We start from the raw sequence: 19,422 nt of genomic DNA on the forward strand, positions 1-19,422 counted from the left end.
GATTCCCCGACGGAGTTTTCGGTGCTTCATATAAGACCGGCTTTAGGAGGTGTCGGTCATGGATGGGAATTGGCAAAGTGATCTCGAAGGTTGGTTAGCGCCGTTTTTGGTAGCGCTTCGTCACAAGACGCGTGCCCGGATGTGCCCGGCCTATATTGAAGGTTTGATCGGTCCAGGAGACCGCAAGAGCATTCAGCCGATGGCGGAGAGGACGGGCGCAGCCAGTTACGATCAGTTTCACCATTTCATTGCGAGCAGTCCCTGGGATCCTGCTCCAGTCGAAGCCGCATTGCTCAGCGAAGCTGACCGACAGGTTGGCGGGAACGATGCATGGCTGATTATCGACGACACCGCACTGCCCAAAAAGGGGAACCACTCGGTCGGCGTGGCCCCGCAATATGCTTCGGCATTGGGGAAACGGGCGAACTGCCAGACGCTGGTATCCGTGACGCTGGCTTCGAATGAAGTGCCTGTCATGGTCGGCTTGCGGCTCTTTCTGCCGGAGAGCTGGATCTGCGATACCGCCCGGCTTGATCACGCCAGAGTTCCTGATGATGTTCGTGACTACAAGACCAAGCCCGAGATCGCCTTGGCGGAAATCGACCGGGTTCGTGCAGCAGGTGTGCGTTTTGGTTGCGTCCTTGCCGATGCCGGATATGGCTTGAGTGCTCCTTTCCGGCAGGCTTTGAGCGCACGCGGGTTGACCTGGGCCGTTGGCATCCCGTTCAAGCAAAAGGTTTATCCCGCAGACGTGAAGATGATCTTCCCTGTCGCCAAACGCGGCCGCCCGCGCCAGCGGCACATTCCCGATACAAAGTCGATCACAGCGCAGGCCATGTTGGAAACCGCAAAGTGGCAGAAGGTCAGTTGGCGGCGCGGGACCAAGGGAGCCCTTTCGGCACGCTTTGCAGCTGTGCGGGTCCGGATCGCAGACGGTCCACCTCAGCGCATTCGCGACATGGGTGCCCAGCACCTGCCGGGAGAGGAGGTCTGGGTCGTCGGCGAGCACCGCTCGACCGGCGAGCGCAAATACTATCTGTCCAACTTTCCCGCAGAAGCGACACTCAAACAACTTGCCGGCGCCATCAAGGCGCGTTGGATCTGCGAACAGGCACATCAACAGCTCAAAGAGGAACTCGGTCTGGATCACTTTGAAGGACGATCGTGGACTGGGCTTCACCGGCACGCATTAATGACGATGATCGCCTTTGCCTTCCTGCAATCCCGACGCCTTAAGCAAGCGACAGGGGAAAAAAAGAATCTCCGGACCTCCGCCGCAACCAACACTGCCTGCCGTCCGGACGGAAATCCTGAAAATCATTCAAAAACCTCCGCCCGAAAGATGCCCTCATTGCCGGAAATCTATCTTTGAGAAAAACCTGCCAAAGTAGTGCTAGCATCAGTATCAAGCCGCCGGTAGATCGCCTGGCGCGGGACGCCGGCGGTCCGCACAGCGGCCGTGATCGTCATGCCGCCATCGAGCATCTGGCGGATGCCGGGCCAGCGATCATCGGTGATTGACGGTGGCCGGCCAACCGGCCGCCCTGCCCTCTTCGCGGCAGCCATGCCCTCTTTCGTTCTCTGCCGGATCACATCCCGTTTGAATTCGGCAAAGGCCGCACTGATATGGAAAAACAGTCGCCCGCCCGGCGTTGTCGTGTCGATCGCTTCACGTAGCGATACGAAGTCAATACCAAGCCCCCCGATCCGTTCGACATCTTCAATCAGGAACTTCATCGACCGCGCCAGCCGGTCAAGCCGCGTCACGACCAGAGCGTCTCCTTCGGAGGCTGCCTGCAATGCGTGTTCGAGCTGCGGCTTACTAACCGCCCCTCCCGAAACACCCTTGTCATGAAAAATGCGCTCACATCCAGCGGCTCTGAGCGCGTCCCGTTGACCGGCACCTGACTGGTCGTCGGTCGATGTTCTGATATATCCGATTTTCATGTCCGGAATTAATCACGCCATGCAATTTTAGACAAGCCGAATAAAGGACAGTTTTCGGTTTCGGACACACGGTCCGTCCCGCGACCTTCATGCGGTTACCTTGCCTGGATCAGTGCTTCTCGCTGCTCAGACTCGGAGGAACAAAAAATGGAATATCGTCCAGACTGAAATCTGACGCACGCATCCACGAATAGGCCCCAAACAAGATGCAGGTCACTACCGTCGTTAAAATGATGACCCGCCACAACAAAGGTTGATCCGGTGCGCTTTCCGCAGTTCCGGGGATTACATCCCCTGCTTCTTCTTGGCTCCGTTTGATGCCAAAGGGTAAGATCCCAAAAAGAACGATCCACCATATCATGAAAAACAGAGCTATGCTGAGCGTCACTGACATCCTGTTCTATTCCATTTCCAATTTGGTTTCAGGGCCCGTTTGAATCGTTTCAGGTTTGCGTCTGACTGACAGGTTCGATTTCTGAAGGCAAGCTGGATATACACAAAAACCTCGCGCTGAGTGAACTTTCCCAATTCCTACGCCATGCATAGTTCGAGAATTTTTACACTCAAAATCATTGGGCAAGTCCGGATCTTTTTGTGACACGTGAGGCGATCGCAACCAGATCTCCAATACGGCCATTCGTTGCGAGCTGATCGGATGTCTCGAGCGGGCGGATACCGGCCATTCTTTGCAATCAGAACGAATGACTGGATTAGGCCGTCTTGCGTCAATAGCCAATTGTAAAATACTGGCAATAAACTGAGACCCGCCTTATGCAAGATGTCCAGTTTCAATCCGGAGGTTATTTCTGGAGGCAGAGGTTGTCAATCGAGCGCCATCAACCGGTAACGATAGGCATTTCATCGAAAAAAGGGTTGGTCTCACCTTCTTGAACAATCGATCCGTTTTCATATATTCGCAGCGCTTTCAGCTGACCGGATATAGAACGCAAGGAAACGGATCATGAGCGACGAAACCACAAAAACGACATTCTCGTTTCAGACCGAGGTGGGTCAGCTACTCGATATCGTGGCGAGTTCCTTATATTCGAACCGCGAAGTCTTCCTTCGGGAGCTGGTGTCCAACGCGTCGGATGCGTGCGACAAGCGCAGATACGCCGCGCTGACAAACGCCACTTTGGGAGATGGAGCGGACGAACTCGCGATCATGCTCGAGATCGATCTAAAGGCCAAGACGCTGTCAGTCTCCGACAACGGCATCGGCATGAATTATGACGACCTGCTGGAAACCCTCGGAACGATCGCAAAATCCGGGACTGGCGCCTTCATCGAGGCGGTCAAGTCCGAAGAGCAGGACCAGGTCGGCCTGATCGGTCAATTCGGTGTCGGCTTTTACTCCGCGTTTATGGTCGCCGAGCGCGTGGATGTGCTGACGCGCAAGGCGGGCGAAGACAAGAGCTGGCTCTGGTCGTCGGACGGCAAGGGTGAATTCTCGATCGAACCGGTGGAGCGGGAGACCGCGGGCACCACCGTCCTTCTGTATATGAAGAAGGACGCCAAGGAATTCCTGAAAGATGCGCGGGTCCGGCACATTATCCGGACTTACTCCGAACACATCGGCTTTCCCGTGAAGCTCGGCGAAGAAACGCTGAACTCGGCATCGGCGATCTGGACCCGCCCGTCGAAGGAAATCACCAAGGAGCAGTACACCGAGTTTTACCACGCTGCGTCCCACGCCTTCGATGAACCCTGGCATGTCATGCACAACCAGGTCGAAGGCGCGGTCAACCACACCACCTTGCTGTTCGTGCCGTCGGCGGCCGCGTTCGATCTCTTTGACGCCGAGCGCAAGAGCCATGTGAAGCTTTACGTCAATCGGGTCTTCATCTCCGACACGACCAAGGATCTTATCCCGGCCTACCTGCGGTTCCTGCGCGGCATCGTCGATTCACAGGACCTGTCGCTGAATGTTTCGCGCGAGATGCTTCAGACGGACCCGACGCTGGCGAAGATCAGGATGTCGATCACCAAGAAGGTGCTGACCGAACTTAAGAAAAAGGCCAACAAGGTGCCGGAGGAGTACGCCGCGTTCTGGACCAACTTCGGCGCGGTTTTGAAAGAGGGGCTGGTCGAGGACTCCGCCTTACGCGACCGCATTCTCGAAATTTGCCGTTTTGCCTCCACCGCAAGCGGCGAAATGACGAGCCTTTCCGACTATGTAAGCCGGTGCAAGGACGGACAGGACGCGATCTATTACATCGCCGGAGATGACGCCGAAAAGGTCGCAAAGTCTCCGCATCTGGAAGGCTTCAAGGCCAAGGGGGTGGAAGTGTTGCTGTTGTCCGATCACGTGGACGAGTTCTGGCTGCAGCACGTCACGGAGTTCGAGGGTAAGTCGTTCAGGTCGATCACACGCGGGTCCGCGGATCTGGACAAGATCGGCTCGGAGGAGGAAACCGACACTGTCAAGGACGACAAGGAGACGGAAGCCCTCTCCGCGCTCATCGCCTCCATCAAGCTGGAGCTTGGCGATGTGGTTAAGGATGTGCGCCCGTCCAAGCGTCTCACGGACAGTCCGGTGTGCCTTATCGCCGACGAGGGAGATATCGACGTCAACCTGGAACGGCTGCTTAAGCGGCACGGCCAGTTGCAGCAGGGCATGCCCCGGGTGCTGGAGCTGAACCCGAACCACCAGATCATCAACCGGCTGGCCGAGCGCGCCAAATCGGACGGTGCTGAATCGGATGACCTTCTAAAAGACGCCGCGCATTTGCTGCTGGATCAGGCCCGAATTGTTGAAGGCGAGGACCCGCTTGAGCCGACAGAGTTTGTCCGCCGTTTTGGGGCGGTGATGGCGAAGGCATTGTGATCTCACACGATCTCCTTTCGGTGATCTATCCCCACCTGCTACTTCTCGCACCCCGCAGTACAGCCCCGGTAATCGTCCCCAAAAACCAACGGGTTGAAAATTGGACTTCTCCGGCCTTTGATGCGCTTGGAGAACGACATGAAGAAATCAAGATTTACGGAAAGCCAGATCCTGGCAGTTTTGAAGCAGGGTGAGAGCGGGGTCCCAGTCGCCGATCTTTGCCGGGAGCACGGGATCAGCAACGCGACGTATTACAACTGGCGTTCCAAATATGGCGGGATGGACGCTTCGTTGATGTCTGAGATGAAGGCGATGGCCGAGGAGAACCGCCGACTGAAGAAGATGTATGCCGAGATGGCAATGCAGAACGAACTGCTGAAGGATGCTCTGGGAAAAAAGCCTTGAGGCCGTCTCAACGTAGAGAGATGGCCATGAATGCAATCCGTCTGCGTGGCGTGAGCATTGCGCTTGCTTGCCGGACTTTCCAGATCAGCGAAAGCTGCTATCGCTATGAACGCAAACTGGGCGACGAGAATGCCGAGATCGCAGACTGGCTGGTGCGGCTGACGACAACACACCGTACCTGGGGCTTCGGCTTGTGTTTCCTTTACCTGCGCAATGTCAAAGGCTTTGCTTGGAACCACAAGCGCGTCCGGCGGATTTATCGTGCTCTGGAGTTAAACCTGCGCATCAAACCGAAGAAGCGTCTGGTTCGGGAAAAGCCGGAGCCGTTGGTTGTGCCAAACGAGGCAAATGTCACCTGGTCAATGGACTTCATGTCGGATCAGTTGGCCGATGGGCGTAGCTTCAGGACTCTGAACGTGCTGGACGACTTCAACCGGGAGGGGTTGGGCATTGAGGTGGACATCTCCATTCAGGCCCTACGGGTAATCCGTACGCTGGAGCGGATCATCGAATGGCGCGGCAAGCCCCTTAACATCAGGGTGGACAACGTCCTATATTCGGAATGATTAGCAGACTTGGCATCAGGTCATTGTCATGCTGAAGCTTTTCAGCATGTTTGAAAGTGTATCAGTTCGGCATTTAGGTCAACAACATGTCTCTCCCATAACAAACACAGAGTACGCTTATGCGGCTCTCACCGTCCTTAAGACGAGATCTTTGGGTCGTTGAGCAGAATGCCTGAACATTATCTACGAGGTCAGATGCCTGCCTCTACGGCCCGATCAGAGAAGGGTCCTTCTGCTTTCGATCACCCCTCAAAGAAGGGGCGATAGGGCTCGCCGCGTTTGATTATCCCGTGGATGGTTCGGGCCATCTTGGCGGCAATTGCGGTATAGGCCTTTCGGCGTAAATGTGTGTTTTGTCGATCCTTGGCGATGTAACGCTCGAACTTGTCCCTAAAGCTGTTGGTGCGTTGATTGATCGCGACCTGCCCAGCCATCCAAAGGGTGCGCCGTAATCGGGCGTTTCCGTATTTTGACAGCTTGGTCTGACCTCGGAATGTGCCAGACTGGATCGTCGCCAAGTCCATGCCACAGAACTTCAGGAACTGGCGGTGATGTTGAAACCGGCGTAGGTCTCCGGCCTCTGCCAAGATGGTGAGCGCATTGATGGCACCTATCCCGGGGATGGATGTCAGAAGAGTGTAGTCTGCGTTTTCCTTCAGCAGAGCTTCGGCAAGCCCTTCAATCTGATTGCGTTGCGCAATCAGGCTTCGCCCTTCTGCCAGAACCATCCGGAACATCTTTGCGGCATCGGAATCTGGGGCGATTGGTAAACCGACGGAGGTTTTGGCGGTCTCATAAATATCTGCGAGCAAACGCTCTTTTGAGACCTTGCGGCCAACAACCTCCCAAGCGTCGGCAATGAATGCCTCTTGGCTCATGGCAGAAATAAAATGCGGTGATGGGTAGCGTTCCAGGAAGGCAAAGAACCAGTCACTGCGTGAACTGCGATGAAAACGTTCTGCTTCGGGAAAATACAGCGGCAGATAATGGGTCAAAACCCGGTGCCAAAGCTCGGTCTTCGAGCGCGAGACAATGTCGTGGGTCTTGGAGAGTTCCTGAAGATCGTTCGTGCCGCACAGCACCGGGTCATGGTAGAACTGTTCGTTCCCGATTTGCATCATATGAAGAATGACCTGTGCGTCCTTCGGGTCGTTCTTGTCCCAGCTGTTGTTCAAGGCTTCACGGGTACGTGCCAGTGAAACCGAAGAGACAAGCTTCACCTCAAAACCTGCGCTTCCAAGCCTGTAGGCCAGGGCACGGTGATAATTGCCGGTGGCTTCGAAAGCGACACGAACAGGACGGCCATAATCGCGAAGCAGCGCGATCAAGCGGTTGAAATCGTCGAGCTGGTTCAAAACGGTCAGGCGGCGTCGACGCTTTCTGCCGGGAATGGACAGCAAGACTTCGTGGCGTGACTTGGCAATATCAATTGCCACCAGAACAGGCTCGGTCTGTGCAATACTGGCATCGGTCATAGTCGGTCTCCCTCGCGGTATGGTTTGGTGCAAAACCACTGTAGGGACCTGAGACCCGGCTATGATCACCTGCTCCGCAATTTGAGAGCTGCACAGGCAATCATAGCCTATAAATCAACATCATTCCGAAGGTGTTATGGCCCGGAAAACGTCAGTGCGGCGTTGCAAATGTGGGCTTCACGGCGCGGGATCGGGCTGCAATACATCCAGCCCGGCAAACCGCAACAGAACGCCTATATCGAGCGCTACAACCGAACCGTCCGCCATGAATGGCTCGGACAATACATATTCAACACGATCAAGGAGGCACAGGATCACGCCACACGCTGGCTATGGACATACAACAATGAGCGGCCAAATATGGCCATCGGCGGCGTTACGCCGAAAATGAAACTGACAGCTGCAGCCTGAAGTCCAGTTATCGACCCCGCGAAAAATGGGATGATTACCATCCAACGCGCCTTGATGGCGCCGGCAAGTTGTTTGAGTGTCGCTTCTGCGGGAAAGTTGGACAGATAGTATTTGCGCTCGCCGGTCGAGCGGTGCTCGCCGACGACCCAGACCTCCTCTCCCGGCAGGTGCTGGGCACCCATGTCGCGAATGCGCTGAGGTGGACCGTCTGCGATCCGGACCCGCACAGCTGCAAAGCGTGCCGAAAGGGCTCCCTTGGTCCCGCGCCGCCAACTGACCTTCTGCCACTTTGCGGTTTCCAACATGGCCTGCGCTGTGATCGACTTTGTATCGGGAATGTGCCGCTGGCGCGGGCGGCCGCGTTTGGCGACAGGGAAGATCATCTTCACGTCTGCGGGATAAACCTTTTGCTTGAACGGGATGCCAACGGCCCAGGTCAACCCGCGTGCGCTCAAAGCCTGCCGGAAAGGAGCACTCAAGCCATATCCGGCATCGGCAAGGACGCAACCAAAACGCACACCTGCTGCACGAACCCGGTCGATTTCCGCCAAGGCGATCTCGGGCTTGGTCTTGTAGTCACGAACATCATCAGGAACTCTGGCGTGATCAAGCCGGGCGGTATCGCAGATCCAGCTCTCCGGCAGAAAGAGCCGCAAGCCGACCATGACAGGCACTTCATTCGAAGCCAGCGTCACGGATACCAGCGTCTGGCAGTTCGCCCGTTTCCCCAATGCCGAAGCATATTGCGGGGCCACGCCGACCGAGTGGTTCCCCTTTTTGGGCAGTGCGGTGTCGTCGATAATCAGCCATGCATCGTTCCCGCCAACCTGTCGGTCAGCTTCGCTGAGCAATGCGGCTTCGACTGGAGCAGGATCCCAGGGACTGCTCGCAATGAAATGGTGAAACTGATCGTAACTGGCTGCGCCCGTCCTCTCCGCCATCGGCTGAATGCTCTTGCGGTCTCCTGGACCGATCAAACCTTCAATATAGGCCGGGCACATCCGGGCACGCGTCTTGTGACGAAGCGCTACCAAAAACGGCGCTAACCAACCTTCGAGATCACTTTGCCAATTCCCATCCATGACCGACACCTCCTAAAGCCGGTCTTATATGAAGCACCGAAAACTCCGTCGGGGAATCCTCCAAAATCAAAACTCACAAAAACCTGCCAAAGTAGGACTAGGAAGACGCGCCGACATATGAGCCGGCGCGTCTTGCTAAATTTACCCGTGTAGTGAAGGCAGGGGGAGTAGTCTCAGTTGGCCGCGGTGTTGTACTCGAGAAGCTCCGATTACCACCCGGACACATTTTGGATAAAATCGTCCAGAGACTGGACGGCCTTCAAATATTCAGAGACATTTTCCTTATATTTTTTGTATTCTTTATGCTCTCGACTATTAGTTGGAATGCGACTTAGTTCATTTGGAAATCTCTCCCGCAATTTATCGATCTCTCCAACAATAGTATTAAGTCGATCCTCTGACGGATTCCATCCATCCTCAGTATCCTCGTATTGTGCTTTTAGCTGATTTGTGAAGCCCCTCAATTCTGCAGTGTGTTCTTCCACATTAGAGGAACTTTGGGCTTCGCCTAGTTGGCTGAACTTGTTTGAAAGACACTTGAAATACAAAGTTAATTTATCGTGCGTAGAATCGCTGTCTAACTTTGCGATATCCGATCTTGAACAAGTTTCATTCGCGGTAATATTACTCATCTCTACCAGGGAGGTGAAACTGCGCTCACGCCATCTAAAGCGTGGCGACAAATTTCGTAATTCCGCGATTCTATCGTTGACGAAGTTCCTAGTTTTTTTGAAGCCGCGTCTTGCTTTGCCCATGAACGAAGATATATTGAAGCCTTTGAAGTAACCAGAAGTTTTTTGACGAGACTCTGCCTGAGGCGCATTAACACCAGTTCTTTTACTTGCGCCTATAGAAATTTCACCCATTTTTCCATCCTGTTTTGAAGTATATTTATATGTAAATAACAATATTATCAATATTACTTTGTAACTTATGTTACAAAGTATGCCTGGATTCAGATTCGAAGTGCAACACCTGCTATTTGAGCAGGTGGCATGGGAAGACATTACAGACATCTTGATTTGGAAGAACGGTGCCGGATTCGTGCGATGAGAGGGCCTGTCGCAACCCTCACTGGCGGACAGAATTCTCCCATTTTGGGAGCGTTTTTCAGGCTTCGTTAACTTTTTCAATTCCGAAGATCACTGCCAGCAGATCGTTATGTTCGCGGACACTCCATTGACCGGTAAAGTCAAAGCCCTTCTTGAGCCACAGCATGGCTTCAAAGCCGGCGATGGTTCTTCTGGCTGAGTTGAACGAGCGGAACCCGTCGACCTTCGGCATGTTCTTTTTCACCCTGAAATGATCGCTCTCTATGCCTTGTTGCAAATGCTTGGTCACATAATGCACCGGATCCGAAGCAAGCAGGCCACCGTCAACCGCGTCGCCGATGGCCGGAGGAAAAGTGCCAGCACCATCGGTGCCGATTTTGCCCGGTGACAGCAGTGGGGCCTCCCGCAACATTTTTTGAAAGAACCGCTTGGCGGCATTCAGGTTGCGCTTTGCCGTGAGCAGGAAATCGACCGGATGTCCATGCTTGTCGATGGCCCGATACAGATAGCGCCATTGGCCCTTGATGCGCACATAGGTTTCATCGATGCGGACCGAGCCGCAATGCGGTTTGCGGAAGCGGCGTAGCCGTTTTTCGATCAGCGGCGCATACGCCAAAACCCATCTGTTGATGGTGCTGTGGTCTACCTTAAAGCCGCCTTCCAGGAACATTTCTTCCAGGTCTCTATAGCTCAGAGGATAACGCAAGTACCAGGACACCGCCTGGATGATCAACCAAGCCTCGAACTGTCTGCCTTTGAAGTCATCCTTCGATTGGCGTTTCAGTTTTTCAACGATGGCCCTCAGAATCATGACGCGGAACTCCAATGACAGGACCGCTCTTTCAACAGCCAAACCTCAAGGCGTGGTTAACACGAAAAACTTTGCGACATGTGTAGACGCCCTGATTGCAAGAGGATTTTTTTGGTTATTTGATCGCACGGTCGGGTGCTGACATGTGTCCGGCCTTTGATGCGGCTTTTGACTTGCCGCGGGCCCGTATGGTGTTCGAGTGTCAGGTCCAAAATCAAGCCCACGTGCTCAAAGGCACTGTGTCGCAAACTGGTTTTCCTGACCTCATCCCAAGATCGTTACGCCAAACTTCTAAAGACCTCTCTTGCGCCGCCGTCCCCGTAGCTGCTCCCGTTTTAAGCTTGAGCAGCCGGAGCCCTATATGTCTGACCGCTTGACATCACCGCCCAGACAATACGTGCCATCTTGTTGGCCAGAGCGACCCGAACCAGCATCGCAGGCTTGCGAGCGAGCATACGTTCGAGCCACGACCCTGACATTGCCCCCTTCTTTGCTCGCCAGCTGACCACACTATTTGCGCCAATAATCAACAATCGTCGCAATGAGCGCTCTCCCATCTTTGTCGTGGCTCCCAATCGCTGTTTTCCTCCTGTCGAATTCTGCTTTGGCGTAAGACCGAGCCAAGCTGCAAAATCTCGACCACGCCGGAAGGTTGCAGGGGGAGCCGCCAAGGCTACTATGGCAACTGCAATCAAAGGTCCGATCCCGGGAATTGTCATCAGTCGCCTCGCCGTCCCGCTCGCCTTCGCACGACGCGTGATTTCGCGATCCAGACCCTGAATGTGATCATCCAACCGGGACAGGCTATCGGTCAAATGGCTCAAAGCATCACGGGCCGTTTCGGGAAGAGCCATTGCCGGGTCGCAGATGTGATCCATCAACTTACCAGTGTTGCTCACGCCTTTAGGGACGATGACCCCAAATTCCGCCAGATGACCCCGCAGCGCATTGATGATCTGTGTACGTTGCCGGATCAATAGCTCGCGCGTCCGTAATATGACGGCAATGCCCTGACGCTCTTCACTCTTGACAGCAACAAATCGCATCGTCGGGCGGGTCGCGGCTTCACAAATCGCTTCCGCATCTGCAACATCGTTCTTCTGACGCTTCACGAATGGTTTCACGTAAATGGGCGGTATCAACCGAACCTCGTGTCCCAAACGGGTAAGCTCGCGTCCCCAATAGTGGGCACTGCCACAGGCCTACATCGCAACTAAGCACTTTGGTTGGGCCGCAAAGAAACTCAAAACCTGGCTACGCCGCAAGCGCCTGCGGAAAACAACTCCTCCTGATGAGTCTGCCCCATGAGCATGAAATACCGATTTCGCCAAATCCAAACCAATTGTATGAACTTCTGACATCGACGCCTCAAAATAGCATTGAAACAAAACCTACCTTGGCACATCTGAGCCAGCGGCAGGCGTCTACATCATCAAGCCCTTTTTCAGAAGTAAATTACGATCTTTGGGGTGAATAACATAGGCGAATTAGCTCTGCCTGTAACAATTGTTACATCGCGTTTTTTTGCGCGGGGATCTTGTCAAAGACCGATGTTGATCATGATTAGACTAGTTGTTTCGTAATACTGAAAAACGACGTTCACGGAGGAAAAAATTGTTCCGGCGAACTAGCAATTCCGGTTAGCACAAAGACAAATAGTCCAAAGAGGGAATGCTTTTGATAAGAGGTACATTAACAAAAACCATTGGGAGTTTTTCGTCGTCAATTGGCGAATGGCTTTTCTATCGCGACGGTTCAACAGAAAAAGAACGATGGCAGTGGAAGCTTGATAAGTTTGCAGCACGAAATAACGAGAGTAGTGTAAGAAAAAAGGCCTTAATCGAAAACACTGAGTTATCTGAAAATAGATCTAAAGCACTTTTGGGAACGCTGAAGCGTCTCAATCAACGCGGTCGGTCGCTTCATAATTTGAATCTAAGCGGGATTGAATTTGGCCCATGCGATTTCTCGAAGTTAGATCTCAGATGCGCAATTTTCGATGGCTGTGACTTGACAGGCTCTTGTTTCGAAGGTGCCAATCTTGAGGGAGCAAGTTTTAAAAATTCCACAGGCACGAAAGCGTCATTTTTGAACGCGAATTTAGCTTATGTCGATATGCAAAATGCGAACTTCAAAGATGCAAATTTTTCAATGGCCAACATGAGCAATATAGTTGCCACGGGGGTAAATTTCGAAAACGCAACATTGAGAAATGCCCATGCGATTAATGCAATTCTCGTCGCCGCGAATGTTACCGCCTTCAAAGCAGCTGGGTTGGACCTAATAGGCGCAAATACATTAGGGATCAAATACTGCGGAGGATTTGAAGAAACTTTTCAAGGCGTGTCGTTAGATAACGACACGGAGGTTAGGCTAAGGTCTCGAAACGGGAACGAAGACTTGAGAATATGTGAGCTTTTTGCCAGCGTGCCAATCGAATACTTGAAGAAAAAGCTTAGAGCCAATATGGAAGAAAAATTCGCCGATCGTGACCTGCTCTCCTAGTCCTACTTTGGCAGGTTTTTGTGAGTTTTGATTTTGGAGGATTCCCCGACGGAGTTTTCGGTGCTTCATATAAGACCGGCTTTAGGAGGTGTCGGTCATGGATGGGAATTGGCAAAGTGATCTCGAAGGTTGGTTAGCGCCGTTTTTGGTAGCGCTTCGTCACAAGACGCGTGCCCGGATGTGCCCGGCCTATATTGAAGGTTTGATCGGTCCAGGAGACCGCAAGAGCATTCAGCCGATGGCGGAGAGGACGGGCGCAGCCAGTTACGATCAGTTTCACCATTTCATTGCGAGCAGTCCCTGGGATCCTGCTCCAGTCGAAGCCGCATTGCTCAGCGAAGCTGACCGACAGGTTGGCGGGAACGATGCATGGCTGATTATCGACGACACCGCACTGCCCAAAAAGGGGAACCACTCGGTCGGCGTGGCCCCGCAATATGCTTCGGCATTGGGGAAACGGGCGAACTGCCAGACGCTGGTATCCGTGACGCTGGCTTCGAATGAAGTGCCTGTCATGGTCGGCTTGCGGCTCTTTCTGCCGGAGAGCTGGATCTGCGATACCGCCCGGCTTGATCACGCCAGAGTTCCTGATGATGTTCGTGACTACAAGACCAAGCCCGAGATCGCCTTGGCGGAAATCGACCGGGTTCGTGCAGCAGGTGTGCGTTTTGGTTGCGTCCTTGCCGATGCCGGATATGGCTTGAGTGCTCCTTTCCGGCAGGCTTTGAGCGCACGCGGGTTGACCTGGGCCGTTGGCATCCCGTTCAAGCAAAAGGTTTATCCCGCAGACGTGAAGATGATCTTCCCTGTCGCCAAACGCGGCCGCCCGCGCCAGCGGCACATTCCCGATACAAAGTCGATCACAGCGCAGGCCATGTTGGAAACCGCAAAGTGGCAGAAGGTCAGTTGGCGGCGCGGGACCAAGGGAGCCCTTTCGGCACGCTTTGCAGCTGTGCGGGTCCGGATCGCAGACGGTCCACCTCAGCGCATTCGCGACATGGGTGCCCAGCACCTGCCGGGAGAGGAGGTCTGGGTCGTCGGCGAGCACCGCTCGACTGGCGAGCGCAAATACTATCTGTCCAACTTTCCCGCAGAAGCGACACTCAAACAACTTGCCGGCGCCATCAAGGCGCGTTGGATCTGCGAACAGGCACATCAACAGCTCAAAGAGGAACTCGGTCTGGATCACTTTGAAGGACGATCGTGGACTGGGCTTCACCGGCACGCATTAATGACGATGATCGCCTTTGCCTTCCTGCAATCCCGACGCCTTAAGCAAGCGACAGGGGAAAAAAAGAATCTCCGGACCTCCGCCGCAACCAACACTGCCTGCCGTCCGGACGGAAATCCTGAAAATCATTCAAAAACCTCCGCCCGAAAGATGCCCTCATTGCCGGAAATCTATCTTTGAGAAAAATCTGCCGAAGTAGTGCTAGAAAACGTTCTTGGCAATGTCAATTCCGACTGTAAAAACTTCTTTCATGGACGGCTCTCAACACTGCGGCTCGTAACAACCGCATAAAGGCACTTCACGCGCCAAGGCAGGAGGCCGCCCTCCTCATCAGGCAAATTCCAAACAGCCCCAAACAACTTGGTAATGCGCCTCCTAAACCAGCGCCTGGAAAAGGGGGGCGACTAAATGAAAAGTTTGCGACACTCTCCTGCTGAGTGCCGATTGTCACAGGTCAATTCGGTGTCAGTCCTTTAGATATGGATCATCGGCAGCACATCGTGGCGAGGGCAAGATGAACTACTCACTGAAACTTCAACATCAAATCAAGGCAGCCTCTGACGCATTTGCGACCATGCAGGACACCCATTTCGCAGCTTGGAGCTTGACGGTTGAGGAAAGTGCCGTCGCCCGGCTTGGCCTGCAGGGCTATGGCGTTCATGACTGTGCGGACATTCTTCATATTCGCCCAGAGGCAGCAGAACTCCATCAGAACAGCGCCTTCGCCAAGATTGGCGTTTCCAGCTGGTCCGATCTGATGCGCCATTTGACCGAACAGCTGCTCAACGGTGCGCAACGCCAAACACCATGCCCCTTTGTATGGACCTGAAAACTCGAAATTTCTTAAATCAAAATTAGACTTGATCAGGAACGCAAACATGAAAGCACTTTCGCCCAACGGCACGGAAATAGTCGCAGCAAGTGAACTTGTTCCCTCGCATGCCCGCTTGAGGCCCGCAGCGTTTGATCGTGACGAGAAAGGCGCGCTTCAGTTTCAATATGATCCCTCCGGGTCCGACATGTTTTGGGACAAACAATTCATTACGACAAACGACGAAGGCAAAAGAATATTTGTCGATGAAAAGGGCCAACTGTGGAGTGAAGACCAGGTCATCTTGACTGATTGAATTGGGCTCTGAATTCCATCGGAAAAGAGCAACCAACCCACTTAACGCTCGAAGGTATGTTACATATGGAAACGAAAGTGTTTGAAGAGTGCGAATCGCAGGTCAGAACATACTTTCGGCAGTTTCCAATGGAATTTAACAAAGCCGAAGGTTCATACATCTTCGGTGCAGATGGCCGGTGCTATATCGACTTTCTATCCGGCGCAGGATCACTCAACTATGGCCATAACAATCCAGCCATCCGCAAGGCGCTCATCGCATACCTAAACGAGGGTGGCATCGTGCATTCACTCGATTTGCACACCACTGCGAAGAAAACCTTCATGCGTACATTCGTCGATAAGATCCTCGCTCCGCGCGGGATGGAGGACTACAAGCTGCAGTTTGTTGGACCGACCGGTACGAATGCGGTGGAAGCCGCTCTGAAATTGGCGCGCAAAGTAACTGGAGCACATGACATATTTGCCTTCACTCATGGTTTCCACGGCGTCACCCTGGGCGCCTTGGCTACCTGCGGCGAGCAATCCAAACGTGCCGTGGGAGGAGTGCCACTATCAAATGTAACACGCGTACCCTTCGACGGCTTTCATAGCAATCTCGACACTATTGCGCTAATTGAACAGATGCTCGCCGATCCCAATTCCGGCTGGGTCGCGCCAGCTGCATTCATCGTAGAAGTTGTGCAGGGCGAAGGCGGTCTCAACGTCGCTTCCCCGTCCTGGCTGAAAGCTCTTGAGCAGCTCTGCCGTAAATTGGGTTCATTGCTAATCGTCGACGAAGTGCAGACCGGATGTGGTCGTACCGGAGACTTTTTTGCCTTCGAAGCCAGCGGTATCTGCCCTGATATCGTTTGCGTTTCGAAATCCATCGGTGGCTACGGCTTGCCCATGGCGTTGGTGCTGTTGCGACGTGAATTGGACTGCTGGCGCCCTGGTGAACATAACGGCACTTTCCGAGGATCTTGCCTTTCCTTTATCGCGGCGACAAGTGCTATCGAAACTTACTGGTCGGATACTACTTTCATAGAAGATGTTCGAAAGTAAGCGGAACTAGTTCACTCACGTCTGAACTATTTGCAGAACCGTCATCGCGGCATCAAAGTTGTTGGTCGTGGAATGATGCTCGGCTTGCAGTTCCGAGAGGCTGCACTGGCAAGAAAGATTTCTTCGGCGTGTTTCAAATCGGGCTTGATCGCTGAAACTTGTGGCCCGAATAGCAACACTCTCAAGTTGTTGCCTCCCCTGACGACGCCTCGAACGATTTTGCTCGATGGCTTAGAAAGCTTGGCAGCAGAGACAGCCAAGCTGTTTTGATGTGCGTGTCATCACTTTCGCTGCCGGACAGATTGTTTCTTTTTTGGGAGCAACTGTCAAGTTTCGTTGACTTCTTTCAATTCCAAAAACCACCACCAAGGCCGATGCTTTAGGGTGTGTTGCACAAATCTTTGATCGGACCAAATCTGTCCTTTCTCCGGAAACTTAACATCATGAAATACACAGAATTCTGAGTTGGGGAACGTTTGACCTGCTCCCCTGAAAGTTCCTGGTTTTGAGGTTAGTCTGTTCCCAACTGAAGGAAACAGACGATGAAGCGATCCAGGTTCTCTGAAGAACAGATCATCGGTATTTTGAAGGAACATCAGGCGGGCATATCGGCCGCCGAGCTTTGCCGGGAGCACGGGATCAGCAACGCGACCTATTACATCTATGGACAGCTCTCCCGATGCAAAGTTTTTGAGATCTGATCGAAGCCGATATCTGGGTGCCAACATCTATCCGGCGTCACCAGAACGGTGCTGGTGCGCCCAAATGGGAAATCTGCGTGTGTGAAGGCCTCGACAAGTGGCCGGCTTCGATGAGCCATTATAATACTCAGGTTCCCTTCACACCGGATTCAAACCGGTCGTCACATTTCTCGCAGTCTTGCACCTCTCTGCCGTGCCCCTCGTGTTTAAGCGGTACGGAACTCCGTGTTTTGTCGCAGCATGGCAAATATGATCCGCGCGTTCTTGTTGGCGATTGCGACGATCGCTTTGGCAGCCCCTCGTCGCTCCTGGAGACCAATGGCCCACTGACTGACCGCATCGTGGTGCTTTGGTGCCGTTCGCAGAACCGCACGTGCTCCGTGAACCAGCAGCGTTCTAAGATGTCGGTCACCACGCTTTGATATGCCCAGGAGCATTTGCCTGTTCCCACTCGAATGCTGTTTTGGAACCAGACCAAGCCACGCGGCCAGATGACGACCGTTCTTGAACTCGGCTCCGTCTCCGATCGCCGCGACAATAGCAGTCGCCGTTTTGGGACCCACGCCACGGATCTTGGCGATACGCTGACAGGCTTCATTGCTGCGGAACACCCGATTGATCTCACGATCAAATCAGGCAACACGCCGATCCAGTTCACATAACATCTCAAAGAGCTGCTCTAGCAGAGAGGCGAACAGATCACCCAGCCTGCCCCGTTCCATGGTCAACAAACGCGGGATCTCGCGTCTGGCGCGAGTAATTGACAGACCGAAGGCAAGGCCACGGTCCAGAAGCAATCCGCGCATCTGAGAGACAAGGGCAGTTCGATGATTGACGAGCCGTTGGCGTCCACGATGTAATGCTTGAATGTCCTGCTGACCAAGCGATTTTGGTGGAACGAACCGCATGTTCGGCTGACGCAGTGCCGTACAGATAGCAGCTGCATCGTTTTGATCATTCTTTTGATGCCGGGCGAAAGGTTTGACGTATTGTGGGGCGATGATCCGAACCGAGTGGCCGAGCGCTTCAAACTCTCTCTGCCAATAGAATGCGCCAGTACAGGCCCCGATACCGATCTGACAAGCCAGCAATCGACCGATATCCTCGAGAAGCTGCGAACGCCCAAGGCGTTTGACCGTAGCTTCCTTGATGGTCCGGTTCATCCTTTCGACCTGGCCGTTTGTCCAGGGGTGTTTCACCTTCGTGAGACGATGCTCGATGCCGTTTTCCCTGCATCTCATGTCAAACATATGGGTCATGTACCGTGCTGTCGGTCCATCGGCATAGCGCGGTGGAAAGGTGAATTGGATACCATTGTCCGTGAGAACGGTGTGGATCCTGTAGGGCACGGCCTCAATGAGAGCCACGAGGAAGGCTGAAGCCGATGTCCGGCCTGTCTTGCAGACGACCTGCACGAAGGCGAATTTGGACGTGCGGTCAATCGCAACGTAAAGGTAGAGTTTGCCTTCGGCTGTGCGGACTTCGGCGATGTCGATATGGAAATAGCCGATCGGGTAGCGCTTGAACTTTTTCTTTGCTGGTTTGTCGCCTCCGACTTCGGGCAAGCGGCTGATGCCATGACGTTGCAAGCAGCGATGTAACGAAGAACGGGTCAGATGCGGGAGCGTCGGCTGAAGGGCGTAAAGGCAATCGTCCAGTGGCAAGAGCGTGTGGCGACGAAAAGCCACAATGATCGCTTCGTCCTCGACGGACAGAACCGTCGAACGTGGCTCTTTCGGTCCGGTCCGCAGGTCGGCCGTAGAAGTTCGGCGCTTCCACTTGGCGACAGTCTTTTGATTGATGCCATATCGCTTCGAAAGCGCCCTCAGGCTCTCTTGACTATTTTGTATTGCTCGACGGATCGCCTCTGTCGTTGTGGCGCTCCCGTGTAAAACCTGTCCCATAGTGCATCCTTCCATTCGGGAGAAAAGACTGCACCATCAAATTCTGGGATCAAACACCAGATGATTACAGCACAAAGATGCAGAAAGATGCGACCTTGAACCCCGGTTTTCATCCAGTCTAGATGGTTTCCGATCATTTACGATAGTTTAGATACTGAATATTCTCGAACGCAGAGCGTCGCAGAAATAGCGACTCAGTGCGAAGTTTCTGTGAATATCCTGATTGCCTCCAAAAAACAGGACCTATACGACATAAAGTGAAAGAAATTCCAAATTTTTAATAATCCTTAGATAAATTTTTTAGAGATCGAATAAAAGAAGTCTACAATACTTCG

The 19,422-nt window shown here is 53.4% G+C and carries 11 protein-coding genes and 9 pseudogenes; 10 read left to right on the forward strand and 10 right to left on the reverse strand.

The window, feature by feature from the left end; translation table 11 throughout:
- The first annotated feature begins 30 nt into the window (after window positions 1-30).
- A pseudogene (locus tag FIV00_RS25050) lies at window positions 31-1,372 on the forward strand (IS701 family transposase).
- Here FIV00_RS25050 and FIV00_RS25055 read toward each other — a convergent pair.
- Window positions 1,363-1,947, reverse strand: a complete 585-nt coding sequence (locus FIV00_RS25055) for a recombinase family protein (protein ID WP_152503299.1) — start codon at window positions 1,945-1,947, stop codon at window positions 1,363-1,365. The pseudogene FIV00_RS25050 and the gene FIV00_RS25055 sit on opposite strands and share 10 nt — an antisense overlap.
- 109 nt (window positions 1,948-2,056) lie before the next feature.
- Window positions 2,057-2,341, reverse strand: a complete 285-nt coding sequence (locus FIV00_RS25060) for a DUF1467 family protein (protein WP_152503300.1) — start codon at window positions 2,339-2,341, stop codon at window positions 2,057-2,059.
- A gap of 567 nt (window positions 2,342-2,908) precedes the next feature.
- Here FIV00_RS25060 and htpG point away from each other — a divergent pair.
- The gene (gene htpG / locus FIV00_RS25065) at window positions 2,909-4,774 is read left to right on the forward strand and encodes a molecular chaperone HtpG (protein WP_152503301.1); all 1,866 of its coding nucleotides are present in this window, start codon (window positions 2,909-2,911) and stop codon (window positions 4,772-4,774) included.
- A 138-nt stretch (window positions 4,775-4,912) separates the two neighbouring features.
- Window positions 4,913-5,727: pseudogene (locus tag FIV00_RS25070) on the forward strand (IS3 family transposase); the annotation flags it as partial.
- A 234-nt stretch (window positions 5,728-5,961) separates the two neighbouring features.
- On the opposite strand, the pseudogene FIV00_RS25075 reads toward FIV00_RS25070, so the two are convergent.
- A pseudogene (locus FIV00_RS25075) lies at window positions 5,962-7,220 on the reverse strand (IS110 family transposase).
- 132 nt (window positions 7,221-7,352) lie between these two features.
- On the opposite strand from FIV00_RS25075, the pseudogene FIV00_RS25080 reads away from it, so the two are divergent.
- A pseudogene (locus FIV00_RS25080) lies at window positions 7,353-7,631 on the forward strand (transposase); the annotation flags it as partial.
- 38 nt (window positions 7,632-7,669) lie between these two features.
- Here FIV00_RS25080 and FIV00_RS25085 read toward each other — a convergent pair.
- The 4 genes and pseudogenes from FIV00_RS25085 to FIV00_RS25100 all read right to left on the reverse strand — a co-directional run.
- A pseudogene (locus tag FIV00_RS25085) lies at window positions 7,670-8,741 on the reverse strand (IS701 family transposase); the annotation flags it as partial.
- A 181-nt stretch (window positions 8,742-8,922) separates the two neighbouring features.
- On the reverse strand, window positions 8,923-9,579 hold the full coding sequence (locus FIV00_RS25090; RefSeq protein ID WP_152503302.1) for a hypothetical protein: 657 nt from the start codon (window positions 9,577-9,579) through the stop codon (window positions 8,923-8,925).
- Between the two features lie 244 nt (window positions 9,580-9,823).
- Complete coding sequence (locus FIV00_RS25095) at window positions 9,824-10,576, reverse strand: IS6 family transposase (protein WP_152503303.1); 753 nt, start codon at window positions 10,574-10,576, stop codon at window positions 9,824-9,826.
- A gap of 335 nt (window positions 10,577-10,911) precedes the next feature.
- Window positions 10,912-11,937 (reverse strand): annotated as a pseudogene (locus FIV00_RS25100) (IS110 family transposase).
- Between the two features lie 310 nt (window positions 11,938-12,247).
- On the opposite strand from FIV00_RS25100, the gene FIV00_RS25105 reads away from it, so the two are divergent.
- The 6 genes and pseudogenes from FIV00_RS25105 to FIV00_RS25130 all read left to right on the forward strand — a co-directional run.
- Entirely contained in the window at window positions 12,248-13,081 is an 834-nt protein-coding gene (locus FIV00_RS25105) for a pentapeptide repeat-containing protein (protein WP_152503304.1), read from the forward strand.
- Window positions 13,082-13,150: 69 nt separating this feature from the next.
- A pseudogene (locus FIV00_RS25110) lies at window positions 13,151-14,492 on the forward strand (IS701 family transposase).
- 334 nt (window positions 14,493-14,826) lie between these two features.
- The gene (locus FIV00_RS25115; RefSeq protein WP_152503305.1) at window positions 14,827-15,141 is read left to right on the forward strand and encodes a LuxR C-terminal-related transcriptional regulator; all 315 of its coding nucleotides are present in this window, start codon (window positions 14,827-14,829) and stop codon (window positions 15,139-15,141) included.
- A gap of 49 nt (window positions 15,142-15,190) precedes the next feature.
- Window positions 15,191-15,439 carry a hypothetical protein gene (locus tag FIV00_RS25120; RefSeq protein WP_152503306.1) on the forward strand — a complete coding sequence of 83 codons (249 nt, stop codon included), beginning with the start codon at window positions 15,191-15,193 and terminating at the stop codon, window positions 15,437-15,439.
- Window positions 15,440-15,504: 65 nt separating this feature from the next.
- Window positions 15,505-16,482, forward strand: a complete 978-nt coding sequence (locus FIV00_RS25125) for a diaminobutyrate--2-oxoglutarate transaminase (protein WP_247649282.1) — start codon at window positions 15,505-15,507, stop codon at window positions 16,480-16,482.
- Window positions 16,483-17,024: 542 nt separating this feature from the next.
- Window positions 17,025-17,141, forward strand: a pseudogene (locus FIV00_RS25130) (transposase); the annotation flags it as partial.
- Between the two features lie 248 nt (window positions 17,142-17,389).
- On the opposite strand, the gene FIV00_RS30590 reads toward FIV00_RS25130, so the two are convergent.
- The 3 genes and pseudogenes from FIV00_RS30590 to FIV00_RS30355 all read right to left on the reverse strand — a co-directional run.
- Window positions 17,390-17,794 carry an IS110 family transposase gene (locus tag FIV00_RS30590; RefSeq protein ID WP_209006704.1) on the reverse strand — a complete coding sequence of 135 codons (405 nt, stop codon included), beginning with the start codon at window positions 17,792-17,794 and terminating at the stop codon, window positions 17,390-17,392.
- 21 nt (window positions 17,795-17,815) lie between these two features.
- On the reverse strand, window positions 17,816-18,274 hold the full coding sequence (locus FIV00_RS30595; protein WP_371419592.1) for a transposase: 459 nt from the start codon (window positions 18,272-18,274) through the stop codon (window positions 17,816-17,818).
- A gap of 36 nt (window positions 18,275-18,310) precedes the next feature.
- Window positions 18,311-19,087: pseudogene (locus FIV00_RS30355) on the reverse strand (IS481 family transposase); the annotation flags it as partial.
- Window positions 19,088-19,422: the final 335 nt, after the last annotated feature.

The organism is Labrenzia sp. THAF82, from assembly GCF_009363435.1.
Taxonomy (GTDB): domain Bacteria; phylum Pseudomonadota; class Alphaproteobacteria; order Rhizobiales; family Stappiaceae; genus Roseibium; species Roseibium porphyridii.